Annotated in this window: 12 protein-coding genes; 2 read left to right on the top strand and 10 right to left on the bottom strand. The window is 73.3% G+C overall.

Annotated features, from left to right (window positions below):
* Window positions 1–90 precede the first annotated feature (90 nt).
* A complete protein-coding gene (locus tag ACZ7KF_RS14155) occupies window positions 91–1,506 on the top strand; it encodes a GH39 family glycosyl hydrolase (RefSeq protein ID WP_471073254.1) in 1,416 nt (471 codons plus the stop codon).
* A 14-nt stretch (window positions 1,507–1,520) separates the two neighbouring features.
* Here the strand turns inward: ACZ7KF_RS14155 and ACZ7KF_RS14150 are convergent, their stop codons facing one another.
* The 6 genes from ACZ7KF_RS14150 to ACZ7KF_RS14125 all read right to left on the bottom strand — a co-directional run bounded on the left by ACZ7KF_RS14150 (window position 1,521) and on the right by ACZ7KF_RS14125 (window position 10,220).
* Entirely contained in the window at window positions 1,521–5,276 is a 3,756-nt protein-coding gene (locus ACZ7KF_RS14150) for a lipopolysaccharide biosynthesis protein (RefSeq protein WP_471073251.1), read from the bottom strand.
* Window positions 5,269–6,069 (bottom strand): polysaccharide deacetylase family protein, encoded by an 801-nt coding sequence (locus ACZ7KF_RS14145; protein ID WP_471073248.1) that lies wholly within the window; start codon window positions 6,067–6,069, stop codon window positions 5,269–5,271. The genes ACZ7KF_RS14150 and ACZ7KF_RS14145 overlap by 8 nt, the downstream gene beginning before the upstream one ends.
* Window positions 6,062–7,195 carry a glycosyltransferase family 2 protein gene (locus ACZ7KF_RS14140; RefSeq protein WP_471073245.1) on the bottom strand — a complete coding sequence of 378 codons (1,134 nt, stop codon included), beginning with the start codon at window positions 7,193–7,195 and terminating at the stop codon, window positions 6,062–6,064. The genes ACZ7KF_RS14145 and ACZ7KF_RS14140 overlap by 8 nt, the downstream gene beginning before the upstream one ends.
* Complete coding sequence (locus ACZ7KF_RS14135) at window positions 7,192–8,013, bottom strand: glycosyltransferase family 2 protein (RefSeq protein ID WP_471073242.1); 822 nt, start codon at window positions 8,011–8,013, stop codon at window positions 7,192–7,194. The genes ACZ7KF_RS14140 and ACZ7KF_RS14135 overlap by 4 nt, the downstream gene beginning before the upstream one ends.
* 414 nt (window positions 8,014–8,427) lie before the next feature.
* Window positions 8,428–8,859, bottom strand: a complete 432-nt coding sequence (locus ACZ7KF_RS14130) for a hypothetical protein (protein WP_471073239.1) — start codon at window positions 8,857–8,859, stop codon at window positions 8,428–8,430.
* A 152-nt stretch (window positions 8,860–9,011) separates the two neighbouring features.
* A complete protein-coding gene (locus ACZ7KF_RS14125) occupies window positions 9,012–10,220 on the bottom strand; it encodes a S8 family peptidase (RefSeq protein WP_471073236.1) in 1,209 nt (402 codons plus the stop codon).
* A gap of 315 nt (window positions 10,221–10,535) precedes the next feature.
* Here ACZ7KF_RS14125 and ACZ7KF_RS14120 point away from each other — a divergent pair, with 315 nt between their 5' ends.
* A complete protein-coding gene (locus ACZ7KF_RS14120; RefSeq protein WP_471073233.1) occupies window positions 10,536–11,342 on the top strand; it encodes an SGNH/GDSL hydrolase family protein in 807 nt (268 codons plus the stop codon).
* Between the two features lie 44 nt (window positions 11,343–11,386).
* Here the strand turns inward: ACZ7KF_RS14120 and ACZ7KF_RS14115 are convergent, their stop codons facing one another.
* The 4 genes from ACZ7KF_RS14115 to ACZ7KF_RS14100 form a co-directional block, all read right to left on the bottom strand.
* Complete coding sequence (locus ACZ7KF_RS14115) at window positions 11,387–13,015, bottom strand: serine/threonine-protein kinase (RefSeq protein ID WP_471073230.1); 1,629 nt, start codon at window positions 13,013–13,015, stop codon at window positions 11,387–11,389.
* A 27-nt stretch (window positions 13,016–13,042) separates the two neighbouring features.
* On the bottom strand, window positions 13,043–14,668 hold the full coding sequence (locus ACZ7KF_RS14110; protein ID WP_471073227.1) for a HoxN/HupN/NixA family nickel/cobalt transporter: 1,626 nt from the start codon (window positions 14,666–14,668) through the stop codon (window positions 13,043–13,045).
* On the bottom strand, window positions 14,665–16,281 hold the full coding sequence (locus ACZ7KF_RS14105; RefSeq protein ID WP_471073224.1) for a tetratricopeptide repeat protein: 1,617 nt from the start codon (window positions 16,279–16,281) through the stop codon (window positions 14,665–14,667). The genes ACZ7KF_RS14110 and ACZ7KF_RS14105 overlap by 4 nt, the downstream gene beginning before the upstream one ends.
* A gap of 89 nt (window positions 16,282–16,370) precedes the next feature.
* Window positions 16,371–17,912, bottom strand: coding sequence for a DUF4331 domain-containing protein (locus ACZ7KF_RS14100; RefSeq protein WP_471073221.1), 1,542 nt, complete (start codon window positions 17,910–17,912; stop codon window positions 16,371–16,373).
* Window positions 17,913–18,062: the final 150 nt, after the last annotated feature.

The following is an 18,062-nucleotide window of genomic DNA, read 5'->3' as shown; positions in this document are numbered from 1 at the left end:
CCGGGGTCCGGAACAGCCCCGTGCCGCCGTGGGGGAGCGGGTGTTCCCATACCTGCCCGGCAGGTGGTTCCCGGCACTACTGTGTCCTTGATGGGACGTCATGAGTGGTTCACGACGGCTCGGCGGTGGCGGCTCACCGCCCTGCTCGGTGGGGGAGTGGCCGCTCTGGCCCTGGTCGTGACGCTGGTCAGCACGGGGCCCGGCGGCCCCGGCACCGCCGGCACCACCCGGGACGGCGACAAGGTGCACGGCACCCCGGCCACCCCGGCCGGGCGGCCGGAACCGTACGTCGGCTGGGGCTTCACCCACACCCAGTACAGCGCCGACCAGGGCGCCGCGGCCGGCACCGCACGCGTGGAGCAACTGCTCGGCCGCACCGCCGGACTGCCGCAGAACCAGCACATCATGGGCTGGGGAGCCGACAACCCCGAACCGGTCGAGGGGCACTACGACTTCGGGGCGCTGGACCGCCGCATCGACTTCGTCCGCGCCTCCGGCGGCACCCCGGTGATCACCCTGTGCTGTTCCCCGGACTGGATGAAGGGCGGCAAGGCCGGGGCCGGCGCCACCGACTGGAGCCGGTCCGCCCTGGAGACCCCGCCGAAACCGGACCACTACCAGGACTTCGCCGACCTCGCCGCGACCGTCGCCCGGCGCTATCCGGACGTACGGCACTTCATCGTCTGGAACGAGTTCAAGGGCTTCTGGAACGACGCCGAGTCCCGCTGGGACTACGAGGGCTACACCCGGATGTACAACCTCGTGTACAAGGCGCTGAAGAAGGTCGACAAGGACCTCATGGTCGGCGGACCGTACCTGGTCATGGACAGTGTCGACCCGCGCGACGAGAACGCCTCCACCGCGCTCCGGGGGCCCTGGGGCGCTCTGGACCAGCGGGTCCTGGACGCCTTCGCCTACTGGAACACGCACAAGGCCGGGGCCGACTTCACGGTGGTCGACGGCGCCAGCTACACCCGCGACGACGAGCTGCTGCCGGACGAGTTCGCGGCCACCGCCAAGCTCACCGCCGTCGGCGAGTGGGTACGGCGGCAGACCCGCGACCTGCCCCTGTGGTGGGCCGAGTACTACGTCGAGCCCGGCGACGGCGACGACGCACGCACCGGCTGGTCCGAACCGCACCGGGTCGCCGTCCAGGCCGCCGGCATGATCGCCATGGCGGACGGCGGCGCCGACTCCGCCTTCTACTGGAACCCGGAGGAGAGGACGGGCCGCTGCCCCGGCTGCCTGTGGTCCCCGACGGACTCCGCCGACGGGGGCCGCCGCCTGCCCATGTACGACCTGGTGTCCCGCTTCGCCCGGGCGTTCCCGCCGGGCACCCGGTACGCGACCGTGTCCGTCGCCCCGGACGACGTGCCCCACGTCCGTGTCCTGGCCACCGGCGAGACCGTTCTCGTGGTCAACACCCTCGACCGGCCGATCAGCGCACGCGTCGACGGCAAACGGTTCCGGATGGGCGCCTACGAGGTGAAGTGGCTCGACCGCTGAACCACCGCCACCCGTCACTTCATCGTCAGGAACCGCTGCACCAGCGAGGCCAGCACCACGGCGAGCAGCGGGAGCGAGAACCAGAAACCGCCCTGCAGCAGACGCAGCCGGCGGGTGCTCGGCGGGACCGCGACCCGCACCAGTTCGCGGGCGGCCAGCAGCAGGACCAGGACCACGGCGGCCAGCGCACCGACCACCGACCAGGGCGTCCAGGTCACCTGCGGCCCGATCGGTCCCGGATGCGGCCGCGGCACCGGCCCCGTCGGCTGCCGGCGCAGCGCGTACACCGTGACGTCCTCGTTGACCAGGACCTTCGTCAGGTCCGCCCGGCCGTCCAGATGCCCGGCCAGCCGGGGCTCCCAGGTCTTCGGGTAGCCCGCGTCCAGCTCCAGGTACGTCACCTGACTCCGGTTGATCATCAGATACGCGTTCGGGCCGGCGTCCTTGAGCGCCTTGACCAGGCCGGCCACCAGCGCGGGGTCGGTCGGCGCCGGCGTCGGCACGTAGTTCACCCGCTCCATGTCCCGCGCGCCCCACGGCAGCGCCGGCGTCACGTCGTTGACCGGGTCCTGGGTCAGCCACAGCAGCCGTACCGTCGGCCGGTCGTGGGCGTACACCCAGTTCATGGCCGCGACCTCGCCGGGCCGGGTCCGCTCGAACGGCTCGTTGCCCCAGCGGGCCACGAGGAACCCGCCCATCAGCAGCAGCCCGGTGAGCAGCGCGGCCACGGGGGCCAGGCGCTGCCGGCGCTGCCGCGCGGCGGCACCGATGCGCGGGAAGAGCGCGAGCCCGCCGAGCAGGGCCGCCCCCGGCACCGCGAACATGAAGACCCGCAGCGCCATCTCACCGCCGTACGACTGCATGCCGAAGCCCAGGAACGGCACGAACGTGAGGATCAGCAGCGACCGTTCGCGCAGCCGGTGGCGGCGCCGCCGCCACCAGCCCCAGCAGGCCAGGCCCAGCACCGAGCCGGCCAGCAGCACCCGGGCGTACAGCACCAGCTTGTGCGTCGAACTCCCGCCCTGGATACGGCCGGAGACCGAGGTGGACACATTGCTGCCGACCCCGCCGACCCCGCCGAACAGCTCGTCGAAGTGCCCCGACCAGTAGGGCTCGGCCAGGAAACCGACCCAGACCGCGACCAGCACCGCGAACAGCAACGGCAGGCCGCGCAGTTCGGACCGGCCCAGCAGGACGAGGGCGGCGAGCACGCCCAGCATCACGAAGGGGGTGAGCTGGTGCGCGGGCACGGTCGCCGCGTACAGGCCGATCAGCAGCAGGAGCAGCACGGCCCGTCGGCGCCGGTCGGTGGGTTCCACCTCGGCCTCACCGGGGCGCAGCTTCGTCCAGATCACCCGCGGCGGGCGGAACCAGACCAGCAGGACCGCCACGAACACCAGGTACAGCAGATAGGTGAAGCCCTGCGGGGAGAAGTAGTCCTGACCGACCCAGCCGCTCAGCACGAAGATCCAGACGCCGGTCCACTTCGCCCGCCAGCTCGCCCGCAGCGCCCGGGTGAGCAGGAACAGCGGTGCCAGATAGGCGAGCTGGACAGCCGTCGGCCACCAGCGGATGACCTCGGTGAAGTCGCCGATCCCGCATGCCCGGCCGGCGAACGCGGCCACCGCGAAGAAGCCCGGCCAGCTCCAGCGGGCGTCCAGGTCCGGGACGGCGGAGCCGGTGCGGTCGATGTAGTCGATGAACCCCAGGTGCTGCCAGGCCGTCGGGAAGCGGGGCGCCGGTTCGATCACCGCGGGCAGCGCGTGCAGCGACACCACGGTCGCCAGCAGCGTGAGCAGCAGCAGCGCGCGGTGTTCGCGGCGCAGCCGGAGCAGCGCGGCGAAGACGGTGATCAGCAGGGCCGCGCCGGCCAGCGTCGCCGGCGGCAGCACCGACACCAGCCCGAGCCCGCCCATCCGGTCCAGGTCGCTCTCGCCGAGCCGCAGCGCGGGCACCCAATACAGCAGCAGTGCGGCCACGAGCAGACAGCCGAGGACGAAGCCGCTCCGGGTGGGCCGCCGACGGCCGCGCCCGGAGGACCGCGACTCCTCCGGTACGGCGTCCTCCGGTACGGCGTCCTCCGGTACGGCACCCACCGGAAGGGCGTCCTCGGGTACGGGGCGCTTCGGTGGGGCGTCCCCGGGCTCGGCCGTCGGCTCCGGCCGCTCCACCGGCAGCGGTACGGCGGTGCCCGCGGGCGGGGTGCCCGGCCCCGGGCGGACGTCCGGCCGGCGTTCCGCGTGGTCGAGGTCCACGTGGACGCCGAGGGCCAGGGTGTCGGCGTCCAGGGCCCAGGCGGGTCTCGGCCGGCGCGCCGGGGCGGAGGCCGGGCCGGGGAGGGTCCCCCCGCGCGGGCGGACCCGGGAGCGTGGAAGCGTTCCGAGGTCGGCGAGGTCCCCGTCGGGTGCCGCGGCCTCGGACACCGCGACGGGCGCGGCCCGCACCGTCCGCCACAGCTTCGGCGCGGCGAGCGCCACGATCACCGCGAGGCTGGAGATCTCGGCGACGCCCGCGCCGGTCAGCCCCATCCGCGGCAGGAGCAGCAGCGTGAGGCCGAGCACCAGCACGCACAACAGGCCCTGGAGCCAGGCCAGTCCGGCGGTGCGGCTCTGTGCGCGCAGCACCGCGAAGTGGGTCTCCATCACGGTCCGCAGGACCGCGCCGACCGCGAACCAGCGCAGCAGCGGGGTCGCCGCGTCCGCGTAGCCGCCGCCGAACACGCCCAGGATCCAGGGCGCGCCGACGAACAGCACACCGGCGACCGGCAGCATGATCCGGGCCATCCGCTGCAGCGCGGCCCGGGTGTTGGCGGCCAGCCGGGCCGGGTCGTGCGAGCCCTCGACGGTCAGGGAGGCGCCCATGTTGATGGCGAGCAGGTTGGTCGTGCCGCCGATGGTGGTGGCGATGTAGAAGTAGGCGTTCTCCTCGGAGCTGACCTGCGCGGCGATGATCACCGGGACGAGGTAGACCACGGCCAGGGAGAACAGGGAGCCGGTGTAGTCCCCGGCCAGGAATCTGACCAGTTCCCTCGGCGTCGGCGGGCCGGCGTGGCCCTCGGTCGCCGTCACATGGCGGGGCACCAGCCGCCGGAACACCAGCCAGCCCAGCGGGATCACCGAGGTGGCGATGGCGGCCACCCAGGACACGAAGACGCCGGTGGTGGGCAGGGCGACGGCGAACGCGGCCAGCAGGGCCAGCTTGACCGCCGAGAACACGGTGTTGCCGACCGGCACCCAGGGCGCGCTGCGCAGCCCGGTCAGCACACCGTCCTGGAGGGTGAGCAGGTTCCAGGCGGCGACCGCCACGATGAAACCGAGCCCGTTGAGCGTGCCGTGCAGGAAGCGGTACGACGGCCCCCAGACGTCCAGCGTCAGCAGGAAGACGCCCGCGGCCACCGCCACGATCAGTGAACTGCCCGCGTAGGTGCGGCGGACGAGCCGGCCGGTCCGGCCGCCGGCCACCGGGATGAAGCGGGCCAGGGCGCCGGTCAGGGTCACCGCGGTCAGCCCGGCGAGGAACTTCATCGCGGCGATGGCGGCCGATCCCTGGCCGACCGCCGACTCGGAGTAGTAGCGTGCCGCGGCCAGCCAGAAGCCGAGCCCGAGAACGGCGGAGATGCCGGTGTTGAGCATCAGCGCGTAGGCGTTGCGGAACAGCGGGCCGCCGTCGCCGGACCGGCCCCTGCCGGGCAGTCGCAGCCGGCGCCCGGTCTTCCCGGGCGCCGTGGCGTCGGGCGTCTCGGTCTCGGTCGTGGTGGTCGTGTCAGACACGGGAACGGATGGCCTTCCGGCGGACCTGGCGGGCTCTGCGGACCAGGGCGTACCCCTTGGTGAGGGCGCGGTCCCCGGCGAAGGTGCGGGCGAGGGAGCGGCCGAGGAGCAGCCGTTCGAACTCCTCGGCGCCGGTGCCGCGGCGGACCGTGAGCCGCTGGAGGGCGTACGGGCCCTGGCGGCGGCGGGCGAGGGCATTGCCCACGGCGAGCGCCTGGGTGTACCCGGCCGTGCGCACGGCCCGGCGGACCCGGCGGCTGGAGTAGCCGTACGGGTAGGCGAAGGACGTGGGGCGCGCACCGAGTTCCGCGGTGACGATCTCCGTACAGCGGGCCAGTTCGGCGTCCAGCCCGGCGTCGGGCAGCTGGTCGAGCTGGGGATGGGTGTGACTGTGCCCGCCGATCTCGATCCCGGCGGCGGCGAGTTCGCGCACCTGCCGCCAGTCGAGCATGGTGTCCGGGCCGCCCCCGGTGTCGTGGGCGCCCCTGAGCCAGCCGGTGGAGACGAACAGTGTGGCCGGGAAGCCGTGCTCGGCGAGCACGGGCAGGGCGTGCCGGTGGACGCCCTCGTAGCCGTCGTCGAAGGTGATCAGCACCGGCAGGGCGGGCAGCGGGTGGCCGGAGCGCCAGCGGGCGGCGAGGTCGGCGGTGGTGACCGGGGTGAGCCCCAGATCGTCGATGACCGCCATCTGCTCGCCGAAGGCCTCGGGCGCGACCGACAGGGCCCGGGTGGCGTCCTTGGGGGCGGTCGCGACCGAGTGGTACATGAGGATGGGCACGGGCGTGTCACTCATGGCTGCCCCCTGGGATCGGCACCTGACCGTGCGCCGGGCCCTGCGTCCGGCTCGATGCCCCGGCCTGCTTCCGGTCCGGCGTGCGGCCGGATGTCTCGGCCGGTGTCCGGTCCGGTGTCCGGCTCGATGTCTCGGCCGGTGTCCGGGGTGGTGCCTGGACCGGGGCCGGCGCGAACGCCGTACCGCTGCGGCGGGCCCGGAGGCTGCCCACCGCGTAGCCGCCCGCGGCGCCCAGCACCCCGGCGACGATCGCGCCCGCGCGCCCCGCCCCGCCCGGCCGGCCGAGCAGGGTGTCCCTCAGTCCCCGGGCGATCCCGGCCGGCAACACCCGTGTGGTGTACCGGCGTTCGGATTCCAGGCCCTTGCCCGCGCCGACGCTGCGCGCCACGAGCGCCTTGGACAGGCCCTCGGCGTAGGTGCGGGCGCGGAAGTAGGCGAAGCGCTCCCGGGGCCCGGGCACCCGGTGGTGGATCACCGCGCGGTCGTCGATGAGCAGGACGGCGTCCGGGCGGGCGCGGGTGAGGCGGATGCACAGCTCCGTCTCCTCGCAGCCCAGCGGGCGGCGGTCGCCGTCGCGGCCGATGCCGATGGCGAAGCCGCCCGCCGCCTCGAACGCCGTCCGCCGGAAGGAGGCGTTGCCGCCGAGGACGTTGCGGACCCGCACCCGGCCGGGCGGCAGCCCCTTGTACGTGCAGCCCACCACCCAGTCGAACTCCTCCGGGAACCAGTCCGGCCGCCGGCCCGACGCCCAGCTGGGCACCGTACGGCCGCCGACCGCCAGCACCCGCGGGTCGGCGTACCCCGCGGCGAAGTGGCGCAGCCAGTCCCGCTCGGCCACGGCGTCGTCGTCCAGGAAGGCGATCACCTCGCCGCGGGAGGCGGCGATGCCGGTGTTGCGCCCGGAGGACAGCCCGCGGGGCCCCGCGTTGGGCAGGACCCGGATGCCTTCGCTCTCCTCGTACTCGCGGGCCAGCCGGTCCGCGAGGCCCGGGTGGTGGTCCACGACCAGGAGGGTCTCCAGCGCCGGATACGACTGCGCGCGCACCGAGGAGACCGCCGCGAGGATGTCCTCCCAGCGGTCCTCGGTGTACACACAGATCACGACGGAGATGCCGGGATCCGTCAAGAGACCTCTCCCTGACCGGTGTGCAGCAGCGGGGAGCGGTGGGTGCGGCGGCGCAGGTCGCGCCGGTTGGACCGCTCCTTCAGGATCACCTTCAGCACCCGCAGCCCGTCCCGGACGGCCCGCAGATTGCTCGTGCCGTGGATCCGGAGGTACTCGTGGCTGGGGATCTCCTGCACCTTCAGGCCCGCCTTGACCACTCTGATGTTCATCAGCGTCTCGACCTCGAAGCCGGTGCAGTCGAGGTCGATCTTGTCCAGGCAGTGCCGCCAGAACGCGTTGTATCCGTAGCACAGATCGGTGTAGCGGGCGCCGAACTTGCGGTTGACGACCGTGCACAGCGCCCAGTTGCCGAGTTTGCGGATGAAGGTCATGTCGTCCGTGCCGCCGCCGTTGGCGAACCGTGAGCCCTTGGCGAAGTCGGCGCCGGAGACCAGGGCGGAGACGTACGACACGATCTCCCCGCCGTCGGCCGAGCCGTCCGCGTCGACCATCACGATGATGTCGCCGGAGCACGCCTCGAACCCGGTGATCAGGGCATCGCCCTTGCCCTTGCCGCGCTGTCCGACGACCTTGACCTCCGGCCACAGGGAACGCGCCACTTCGACGGTGCCGTCCGTGGAGTTGCCGTCCACCAGGACCACTTCGTGTATCCAGCCCGGCAGGGTCTTGAAGACGTACGGCAGATTCTCCGCCTCGTTCATGGCGGGAATCACCACGCTCACCGGCGGAGTGATCGCCAGGTGAGAGGAGATGGGCCGGTAGTCGGCGGCGATTGACGGATCACGACCCGAACCAGGCGGGCGCAGAACGGAACTCATGCGTCTTCTTCCCTCTCGTCCGGTGGACCGCCCGCCCCTGGGCGGTCCGGCTCTGTGTCCGGTTCGAAAGGGGGGTTCTCGTCTTCGGCACGGCAGACCCGAGCCGCGGACCGGGGTCCGCGACGATCTACGGTTCCGCTGACGAGCTGGCAAAGCTGGCCGGTCTGCCGGAAAAGGACGGCGGCCGGTCGCGCGGCACGACTCGGTCACAGGTACGGTCACCGAGCACGGCACCCCCCTACCGCGCCCCGCGCCGGAGACGCCGCGGCCCTGAACCCTCCCCTGGAGCCATGGGCGACGCACCCGGTACGGGTGATGTACGACGGTATTGACGATGGAAGCCTGGAGGCAAGACCCGAGGGCTGCCTCAGTTTGCTGGCGGTTTGGCCCTTACACAACCTTGGCCCATGTTGTTCAGTCTTGCGTGTGTTTTCCGGAAATTCGTGCCGCGAGCGAAGTCGCCAGCAGAACCAGCACACTGAATGCGCCCACCGCGAGCACCCCGCCGTGCGCCGACCAGTGGTGCACGGCCAGCATCCCCTGGGCGACCAGCATGTCGACGACCACCGCGCCCGCGAGGGCCGTGACCGTCCGGCCGAGGGGATCCAGCCCGCGCAGTGCGGCGCCGATCGCCACGGCCGGCGCCGCGAGCAGGAAGAACAGCGTGCACGGCGCACGCAGAGGCGAGGCGGAGTCGATGAGCGCGAGCAGCGCACCGGCCGCCGCGACGGCGGTCGCGGCCCCGGCGAGCAGCGGTGTCAGGACCCTCCCCGGTCCTGGCCGCGGCCCGTCGGCAGCCGACTCGGCGCCGTCTGGCGGAGGTGTCTTGTTGCGTAAGGTCTGCATTGGCGACTTTGCCCCCCGACGCGCCGGATGCCGGGCTTCAATGTGGCGCAGGCACGGGCGGGCCGTCAAGACGACGTCCCCCTGGGTACACCCGTTCCCCGGAGGGCTGGAGGGCCTCCGGGGAACGGGTGGTCTGCGGGGTGGCGCGAGCCTTACGGGACGATCTTCAGGAGCTTGTTCGGCGAGCCGCTGCCCGGGCTGGTGACCTTGCCGGACGTGGCGCCGTTGACCAGGGCCGAGGCGACCTGGGCCGGGGTGGCCGAGGTGTGGCCCGCGAGGTAGACGGCGGCGGCGCCGGCAACGTGCGGGGTGGCCATGGAGGTGCCGGAGATGGTGTTGGTGGCGGTGTCGCTGGTGTTCCAGCCGGCCGTGATCGACGAACCGGGCGCGAACACGTCCAGCACCGAGCCGTAGTTGGAGTAGCTCGCCCTGGCGTCGGAGCTGGTGGTGGCGCCGACCGTGATGGCCTCGGTCACCCGGGCGGGGGAGTACGAGGAGGCGTTGGCGTTGCTGTTGCCGGCCGCGATCGCGTAGGTGACGCCGCTCGCGATGGAGTTGCGCACCGCCGTGTCCAGCGAGGTGGAGGCGGAGCCGCCCAGCGAGAGGTTGGCGACCGAGGGACCGCTGTGGTTCGCGGTCACCCAGTCGACGCCGGCGATCACCCCGGCGGTCGTGCCGGAGCCGTTGTCGTCGAGCACGCGCACGGCGACGATCTTCGCCTTCTTGGCCACGCCGTAGGTGGAGCCCGCGATGGTGGTGGCCACATGGGTGCCGTGGCCGTTGCCGTCCTGGGCGGTGGTGTCGTTGTCCACCTCGTCGTAGCCGTACGAGGCACGGCCGTTGATCTGGGTGTGCGTGATGCGGACGCCCGTGTCGATGACGTACGCCGTCACGCCGCTGCCCGCGCTGTCCGGGTAGGTGTAGGTGCCGGACAGCGGCAGGTTCGCCTGGTCGATGCGGTCCAGCCCCCAGGGGGCGCTGGACTGGGTGGTGTCGGCCAGGTGGACGCGCTGGTCCTGTTCCACGGCGGCCACCGCCGGGTCGGCGGCGAGTCTCGCGGCCTCGGCCGCGGTCAGGTGGGCGGTGTAGCCGTTCAGGGCGGCGCGGAAGGTCTTCCGGACCGTGCCGCCGTACCGCTCGACCAGGCTCTTGCCGGTGCTGGACGAGGCCGTGAAGCCGGCCGTCTTCTTCAGGGTGACGATGTAGCTGCCCTTGACGGCCGCGGGGGAGTTCGCGGCCAGCACCGTGCCGGTAGCCGGGGCCGCCTGGGCGGGCAGGGCGGTGAGCCCGCCGACGAGGGCGGCGGTGGCCACGCCCGTGAGCGCGGCTATGCGGAGCTTGCGGGTACGCAGGTGTGCCATTGCGGGGGAGTCCTCCTGCTGGCGGCGCGCGCCCGGGTCTCGGCGCGCGTGAGTGGGGGTGCGCGCGGGCTTGCGCACACGGCCCTGGAGCGTCGCGTTCCGCTCCGGGGCTGCATCCAGCGTCGGTCTCCCGCCCGTGCAGGACAAGGGAGTTGACGATCAGTCAATAGAGCTGACATGCACACGCAATATATGAGCGGTGAACGTCTCGGGTTGATCCTGTTGAGAACGCAAAAGTCTTGGCATGGACACTTCCTGTCAACACGCGTAGCTGCTACGAAAGTCATGGCAGAGATCCTGCTAAAGGGAGGTTCCATGAGACGTTCCCGAATTACCGGATTCGTTACTTCGCTCCTCCTCGCCGTCGGCCTCGGTCTCACCGGGGCCGCTTCGGCGCAGGCGTCCTCGACGGCCGCGACCGGCGGCTACGTCGCGCTCGGCGACTCGTACTCCTCCGGGGTCGGCTCCGGCAGCTACATCAGCTCAAGCGGCGACTGCGACCGCAGCACCAAGGCGTACCCGTACCTGTGGAACGCCGCGCACAACCCCTCCTCGTTCGCCTTCAACGCGTGCTCCGGCGCGACCACCGACGACGTGCTCGCGGGCCAGCTGGGCTCGCTGAACTCCTCCACCTCGCTGGTGTCCATCTCCATCGGCGGCAACGACGCCGGTTTCGCCGACGTCATGACGACCTGTGTGCTCCAGTCCGACAGCTCCTGCCTGTCCCGGATCAACACCGCCAAGGCGTACGTCGCGGGCACGCTCCCCGGGAAGCTGGACACCGTCTACAACGCGATCAGCGCCAAGGCCCCCTCCGCCCGGGTGGTCGTCATCGGCTACCCCCGCTTCTACCTGCTCGGCCAGTCCTGCCTCGGCCTGTCGGAGACCAAGCGGTCCGCGATCAACGACGCCGCCGACTACATCGACGCCACCATCAAGACCCGCGCCACCGCCCACGGCTTCGTCTTCGGCGACGTCCGCACCACGTTCTCCGGCCACGAGATCTGCTCCGCCAACTCCTGGCTGCACAGCGTCAACTGGCTCGACATCGGCGAGTCCTACCACCCGACCGCGGCCGGCCAGTCCGGCGGCTACCTGCCGGTGTTCACCAACGCGGCGTGATCCGTACGGCTTCGCCCGTCGGGGTGAACTTTCCCGGCCGCTCCTCAGGGTGAGGCCGACGGTGAGGCGGAGGCCCCTTCCGACGGGGTCTCCGCCGCCGTCGTACAGGTCACCGAGAACGGCACGGAGTCCGACGTGACCCGTACGGGACCGCGGACCTCCACGCTGATCGCGTTCTCCACGGTCCCGCCCTCGGCGTACGTCGTCACCGTCACCTGCCGCTGCCGGGTGCGCGGGCCGTCCGCCGGGAACGACAGCGTCTGCCAGCCGGGGTCCGACAGCGAGCCGTGCGCGAGCACCCACCGGTACTCGACCCGAGCGGGCAGCCGCCCCACCGTGAACTCCGCCGTGAACGCGGGCGCCTGCCCGGCCGGCGGCGGACAGGTCCCGGAGTACTCCGTGTGCGCTCCGGTCAGCGTGACGCGCACCGACTGGGCCGGCCGGCTGCTCGCCGAGGCACTGACGCGGGTGGGCGCGGGGGCCCCGGTGTCCGTGTCGGGGCTGCCGTTCGACGCGGGGGAGCGGGCGCCGCCGCCGCTCGTCCGGCCGGTGCTCGCGGTGGCCTTCCCGTGCCTGTCCCCGGCGTCGCGGTCCAGCAGCGCGTACGTCAGTCCGGCCAGCGCCAGCAGGACCGCCAGCACCCCCGCGACCAGCACCACGGCGGCGCGGCGGTCGCGCCCGGGCCGCGGTTCCGGCTCGGCGACCGCGGTGCGGGGGTCCGGGTACCCGGTGGGCGACGGCACGGGCGGTGGGGGCGGCGCTTCGGCCCGCCGGGCCGTGGCCGTCGGCGAGTACGGCGCCGCCGGCGCGGTGTCCGCGCGCGTCGTCCCGCCCGCCGCGACCAGCCGCAGATCCCGTTCCGCCTGCTCCGCGGGCAGCCGCTCGGCGGGGTCCTTGCGCAGCAGCCCCCTGATGACGGGCGCGAGCGGCCCGGCCCAGCGCGGCGGCGGCAACTCCTCGTCCACCACGGCACGCAGCGTGCTGAGCGGGGTGTCCTGCCGGAACGGGGAGATGCCCTCGACGGCCGCGTACAGCAGCACCCCCAGCGACCACAGGTCCGACTCGGGACCCGGCGTCCGGCCCAGCGCCCGCTCCGGCGCCAGGAACTCGGGCGAACCGATCACCTCGCCGGTCATGGTCAGCGCCGAGCTGCCCTCCACCGTGGCGATCCCGAAGTCGGTGAGGACCACCCGGCCGTCGTCGGCCAGCAGCACGTTGGCCGGCTTCACGTCCCGGTGCAGCACACCGGCGGCATGCGCGGCGCGCAGCGCGGACAGCACCTCGGCACCGATGTGCGCGGCCCGCTGCGGCGGCAGGGGCCCCTCCGCCTCCAGCCGATCGGCGAGGGACGGCCCGCGCACCAGCTCCATCACGATCCAGGGCCGGCCGCCCTCCATCGCCACGTCGTACACCGTGACCACGTTGCGGTTCGCGACCCGGGCCGCCGCCCACGCCTCGCGCTCCAGACGCGCGTACATCCGCTCGACCTCGGGGCCGGGCAGTCCCGCCGGCGCCCGCACCTCCTTGACGGCCACCTCGCGGTGCAGCACCTCGTCCCGGGCCCGCCACACGGTCCCCATGCCGCCCTCGCCCAGCGGGGACAGCAGGCGGTAGCGGCCCGCGATCACACGTTCACGGCCCGGCTCTCCGGACACGGGCGCCCCCCACGGCATCTCGCGCGAATCCTCCACAAAAGTAGCTCAGCCGAGTGCGGTTGCGGCCCCCTTGAGCACCAATCCCGTGCCCAGGGCCAGCACGACCAGAGCCGACACGAGCGGCAGGGTCCGGTGCATCAGGGAGGCCAGCGGGTGGGTGGTCCAGCGCGGGCGCCGCTCCAGCACCCGGGCGGCCCCCGACCCCAGCCGTACGACGGCGAACCCGGCGGCGGTGAGGGTCAGCGCGAGACCGGCCCCGTACGCCACGACGAGCAGCAGCCCGAACCAGGCCTTGCCGAGCGCGGCGGCGCCGACCAGCACGACCACGGCGGACGGACTGGGCACCAGCCCACCCGCGAACCCGAGCAGGATCGTGCCGCGGAGGGTGGGCGCGACGGCATGCGTGTGCGTGTGACCGCCGTGGGTGTGGGTGTGGGTGTGCGTGTGGCCGCCGTGGGTGTGCTCGTCACCGTCGTGGTGGTGATGGTGGTCGTGGTCGTGGTGGCTGCGGTCTTTGTGGTCGTGGTGGCTGTGGTCGTGGTCGTGGTGGCCGTGGTCGTGGTGGTGGGCCGCGCCGTGGTCGGGGGCGCCCACCGTCGCCAACTCCCGCCGGACCGCCGCCGTCCGGGGCGCGGCGGTCGCGTGGGCACGGTTGTGCCAGGCCCGGCGGACGAGCGTCACGCCCGCCGCCAGCACCAGGACGCCGCTGGCGATGCCCAGCCAGGAGATCACCGCGGGTGCGGCGGCGGAGCCGGCCGTGACGAGGAGGCCGAGGGCCACCACGCCGAGGGTGTGGGTCACGGTGACCGACGCGGCCAGCGGCAGCACGTCCCGCGGCCGGGCCCGGCCCCCGCGCGCCGCCGCCGTCGCGGCCATCAGGGTCTTGCCGTGGCCCGGCGCGAGAGCGTGCATCGCTCCCAGGAAGACGGCGATGAGCAGGGCCAGTCCGGCGAAGCCCACGGTGAGGTCGTGCCGGGCCACGAGGTCGTCCAGGGCCCGGGTCCAGCGGTCGGCGCCCCGGGGGAGCACACCGGCGCCCGGCGCCGCCTGCCGCTCGTCGGCCGCCACGAGCGCCGGTCCGCCGGGCCGCACCCGCAGCGTGGCGGCAGCGGTGTCGGCGGGCGAGGACAGCAGGTCCTCGGGATAGGCGGTCAGCTCCCGCGACACCGACTCCTTCGGGACGTCCGTCGCGGTCAGCGTCATCCGGTCGCCGCGCGCGGTGATCTCCCGCCAGCCGGGCCCGCCGGTGGCGCCCGCACCGTGGAAACCCAGGCCGACGGCGGCACCGCGGGGGAGCGGGGCGGTGAACCGGCACTCCACGCGCAGGGTGTCCAGCCCGGCCTGGCCGGGGCGCAGCCGCGCGCTGCCGCGGACGGCCGTCAGCCCCGTCGTACGCCCGTCGACGCTGAGCCTGCTGTCGGCGGCGGCCCGCGCGCACCGCTGCCGGGCCCAGGCACTCAGCCCCAGCTCCTCGATGCCGGGCTTGGCCTGGGTCGCCGGGATCTCGGCCAGGTCCTCGACATGGTCGACGCGGAGCTGTCCGGGAGCGGCGACCAGACCGTCGTAGCGGTTCACGGTGAAGTTGCCGAGGGGGTGCGCGCTCGCGGCGCCGGCGGGGAGGAGCGCCAGGGCGCACACGGCGAGCAGGAGGCACAGCAGACGCGGCTTCACTCGGCACCCTCCAGCGCCTTGCGGGCCCGCGCGGCGCCGAGCGGGGAGAAGCCCGGGTTCAGCTTCAGGGCCGAGGCCAGCGAGGCGCGGCCTGCCGCCCGATGGCCCGTCGCCAGCTCGATCGTGCCCCGGTGGTACAGGAAGGCGGCGTTGCGGTAACCGGTGGCGGTGGCCCGGCGGGCGTACGGCAGGGCCTCGCCGTCGCGTCCGTTGACGTGCAGCGCCCAGGCGAGCGCGTCCGCCGTGTGCACCGTGTGCCGGCGGGCCCATTCGGCGCGGGCCGCGCGCAGGGCGGCCCGCTTGTCGCCGTGGTCGGCGGCGGCCAGCGCGGTGTCCAGGTCGGCGTTGACGCCGTTGGCACGGGCCAGGGCGATCCAGGCGTCGACCAGCGCGTACTGCCGCCGGGCCCGCGCCGGGTCGCCCGCCGCGCCGCGCGCCTCGTACAGCTCGCCCAGCGCGACCAGCGAACCGGGCAGCGGAGCGCGGGCGACCACCGTCTCCATGTCCTTGATCGCCGCGGCCCGGTCACCACCGGCCGCCCGTGCGCGGGCCCGGCCCTCCAGCGCGGGGAGGTAGCCGTCGTCGGCGGCCAGAGCGCGCGCGTAGAAGGTGAGAGCCGTGCGGTGGTCGCCCTGGTTCCAGGCGAGTTGGCCGAGCTGGGTGGCCACGTAGGCGGTGTCGCCCGGGGACGTGGCGGCGGACAGCGCCTGCCGCAGGACCCGGCGGGCCGTGGCCACGTCCCCGCGCAGCTCGTGCACATAGGCGTACCGGGTGAAGACCGGCACGCCCGGTTTGCGTGCGTCGGCGGTCCTCGCGGCCTCGGCCGCGTCGGTGTACCGGCCGAGTTCGACCAGGGCGTCGATCCGGGAGGACAGCGCGCGCTCGCTGTACGGGTTCTGCCGCAGGGCCGCGTCCGCGAAGGCGAGGGCGGGCGCGAAGTCGTGCCGGGCGGCGGCGAGGGCGGCGCGGCCGGCCAGGGCCTGGTCGTTGTCCGGCGTCAGCGACAGCGACCGCCGCAGCGCCTGCTCCGCCTGCGGGTACCGGGACGGGTCGCCCTTGGTCCGGGCCTGCTCGACGTAGGCCAGGCCGAGGGTGGCCCAGCCGCCGGAGTCCCTCGGCTGGGTCCGCAGATGCGTCTGCAGCGCGGTGATGCCCGCGTCCAGGTCCCCGCCGCCCAGGACCGCGGGGTCGACGGCAGCGGCGGCGACCGGCTGGGACGCCGGCGCCCGGCCGGCGCCGAGCGCGACGGCGCCGCCGGTCATGGCGACGGCCAGCAGGGCCGCGCCGGCCACGAGCCGGGCCCCGCGCCCGCGCCGCCCGACAGCACTCGCCCGACGGACGGCCGCGCCCCGCTCGTCACCCCCGGCACCCCCACCCCCGGCGCCTTCGGCCGCGGCACCCCCACCCCCGGCGCCCTCGGTCGCGGCGCCTTCGGCCGCGGCACCCTCACCCGCGGCACCCCCACCCCCGGCGCCCTCGGCCGCGTCCGCGTCGTCGGCCGCGGAGGAGCGTCCGTCCGGAGCCGTCGGTGCCGGAAGCGGTGCGGGCGGGTCGGTCTCGCCCGTGTCCGCCCTCTGGGCGTCGATCTCGTCGTCCTGCCCGCGCGGGCTCATGCCTTCTCCTCCGTCGGTCGTGTGTGAGGCGCGGCCCGTCGTGGGGGAGGGGGGAACACGGGCCGCGCCGGTCTCGGTGGATGCGGGGATCAGTACGCGCGCTGCATGCGCCGGCGCCACCACGCGAAGGCGGTGCCGATCAGCAGGATCCCCGCCGCGCCGGAGGCCGCGGAGGCGGCGATCAGCAGGGTGTCGCCCGACGTGCCGGAGGAGGACCCGGCCGGCTGGAGGGCGTCACCGAGCTGGCTGCGCACGTCCGTGCCCGCCGTCGTGCCCTTGGCGAGCCGGCCGCGCGAACCGGCCGTGGGCTCGGCGACGTACGGGAAGTACTTCTCGAACTTCTTGTCGTTCTTGTCGACCGCGTCACCCAGGTCGTTCTTCGAGCCGACCAGTTCGCCCTCGACGACCTGGAGCGCCTCGTCGATCACGTCGTCGGTGAGCCGACGCCCGTTCGGGAAGCCCGCGTTGTCACCGTCCAGCACACCCAGCCGCTTGGGATGCATGGCCGGCTTGATCGAGGTGTTCAGCCGGAGCTGCTCCGAAGCCTTCACGTTCGGCGGCTGGTTGAGGCCCTTGACGCCCTTGAGGAACACGTCGACCAGGTCGTTGCGCGGCTCGGCGGGCGCCTTGATCTTGTAGATCGACTCGATGAGCTTCGGCAGCTCGGGGTTGGTGACGTTCTTCAGGAACTGCGCGTCGTACGCGGGCTGCGAGGCGTTGAACCGGTCCTTGTCCTTCTGCGGGTTGACCACCTCGTTGACCAGCGGATTGCCCAGGCGCGAGACCTGGCTGTAGTAGCCCTGCGCGTTACGGCGCTGGGTGGTGGACCACAGACCGACGACCGGCTGGTGGGCGGACTCGCGGATCAGGTCGTTCGGCACCTGCAGGGCGATGGTGTTGACGTTGTAGCCCTTCAGGGTGTCCCGGCCCACCTCGCTGAGGTTCCCGCCGTACAGCAGGTCGAAGACCCGCAGGTCCAGGAAGAACGGGTCGTCCGCCTGTCCGGCGAAGGTCGTCGTGCCGCCCGCCGTCTTGTAGACGGCCTGCGAGCGCAGCTTGCCGTAGTCCGGCATGGACGCCTTGCCGACGTTCGACGGCGCGGCCGGCACGTCGTCGGCGAGCTTCGTCCTCGACGCCTCGCGCCCGTTCTTCATGCGGATGAGGTCGAGGTCGTAGGTCTGCGTGATGTTGAGGTCGGGGTCGGCCAGATTGGTGACCGGGCCCGTGTTGTACAGGAACGTGTCCCCGTTCTTCGTGTGGGTCTTGAAGGTGTAGCGGAACACCAGCTCGCCCTGCGCGTCACCGTTGTTGTCGATGTGGAGGTCGTACTGGGCGTCGTCGGCGAAGGTGTAGAAGTTCGGACCGCCGGCGGGCTCCTCGAACGGGATCCAGTTCGCCACGATCGTCGTCGTGTCGGGCTTGTCCGGGCTGACGAACGCGTACAGGTCCGTGTTGTCGTACTGCGGGGTGCCCGAGATCAGCGGGGCCTCGCGGTGGGAGGAGGCGGAGGCCGCCCCGGGTGCCAGCGTGGCGACGCCGGCGGCCGTGAGCCCTCCGGCGGCCAGCGCGCCGCAGATGAGCGTGACCAGGCCCGCGCGTCCCGTGCCGCTCCTGGAGAAAACAGGTGTCATGCCGTCCGTCCTCAGTGCCGACTTGCCTTTGACGGACGGGTATACGGAGCGAACCCGCCGATCGGTTTGGTCTGACGGCGAAAAACTTTTTTCCGGTCCGAGACCCGCGTTTTCGGCCCGCTGATCCGTAACCCCTCGGGGAGGTGTGTG

Source organism: Streptomyces sp. NPDC038200, from assembly GCF_055600785.1.
This window is presented reverse-complemented; position numbering and strand designations above follow the sequence as displayed.

Excerpts from the sequence above, each read along its gene's own strand:
- ACZ7KF_RS14155 (WP_471073254.1), top strand. The coding sequence starts at position 91 with ATGGGACGTCATGAGTGGTTCACGACGGCTCGGCGGTGGCGGCTCACC.
- ACZ7KF_RS14115 (WP_471073230.1), bottom strand. The coding sequence starts at position 13,015 with ATGCCGTGGGGGGCGCCCGTGTCCGGAGAGCCGGGCCGTGAACGTGTG.
- ACZ7KF_RS14120 (WP_471073233.1), top strand. The coding sequence starts at position 10,536 with ATGAGACGTTCCCGAATTACCGGATTCGTTACTTCGCTCCTCCTCGCC.
- ACZ7KF_RS14145 (WP_471073248.1), bottom strand. The coding sequence starts at position 6,069 with ATGAGTGACACGCCCGTGCCCATCCTCATGTACCACTCGGTCGCGACC.
- ACZ7KF_RS14125 (WP_471073236.1), bottom strand. The coding sequence starts at position 10,220 with ATGGCACACCTGCGTACCCGCAAGCTCCGCATAGCCGCGCTCACGGGC.
- ACZ7KF_RS14100 (WP_471073221.1), bottom strand. The coding sequence starts at position 17,912 with ATGACACCTGTTTTCTCCAGGAGCGGCACGGGACGCGCGGGCCTGGTC.
- ACZ7KF_RS14105 (WP_471073224.1), bottom strand. The coding sequence starts at position 16,281 with ATGAGCCCGCGCGGGCAGGACGACGAGATCGACGCCCAGAGGGCGGAC.
- ACZ7KF_RS14130 (WP_471073239.1), bottom strand. The coding sequence starts at position 8,859 with ATGCAGACCTTACGCAACAAGACACCTCCGCCAGACGGCGCCGAGTCG.
- ACZ7KF_RS14135 (WP_471073242.1), bottom strand. The coding sequence starts at position 8,013 with ATGAGTTCCGTTCTGCGCCCGCCTGGTTCGGGTCGTGATCCGTCAATC.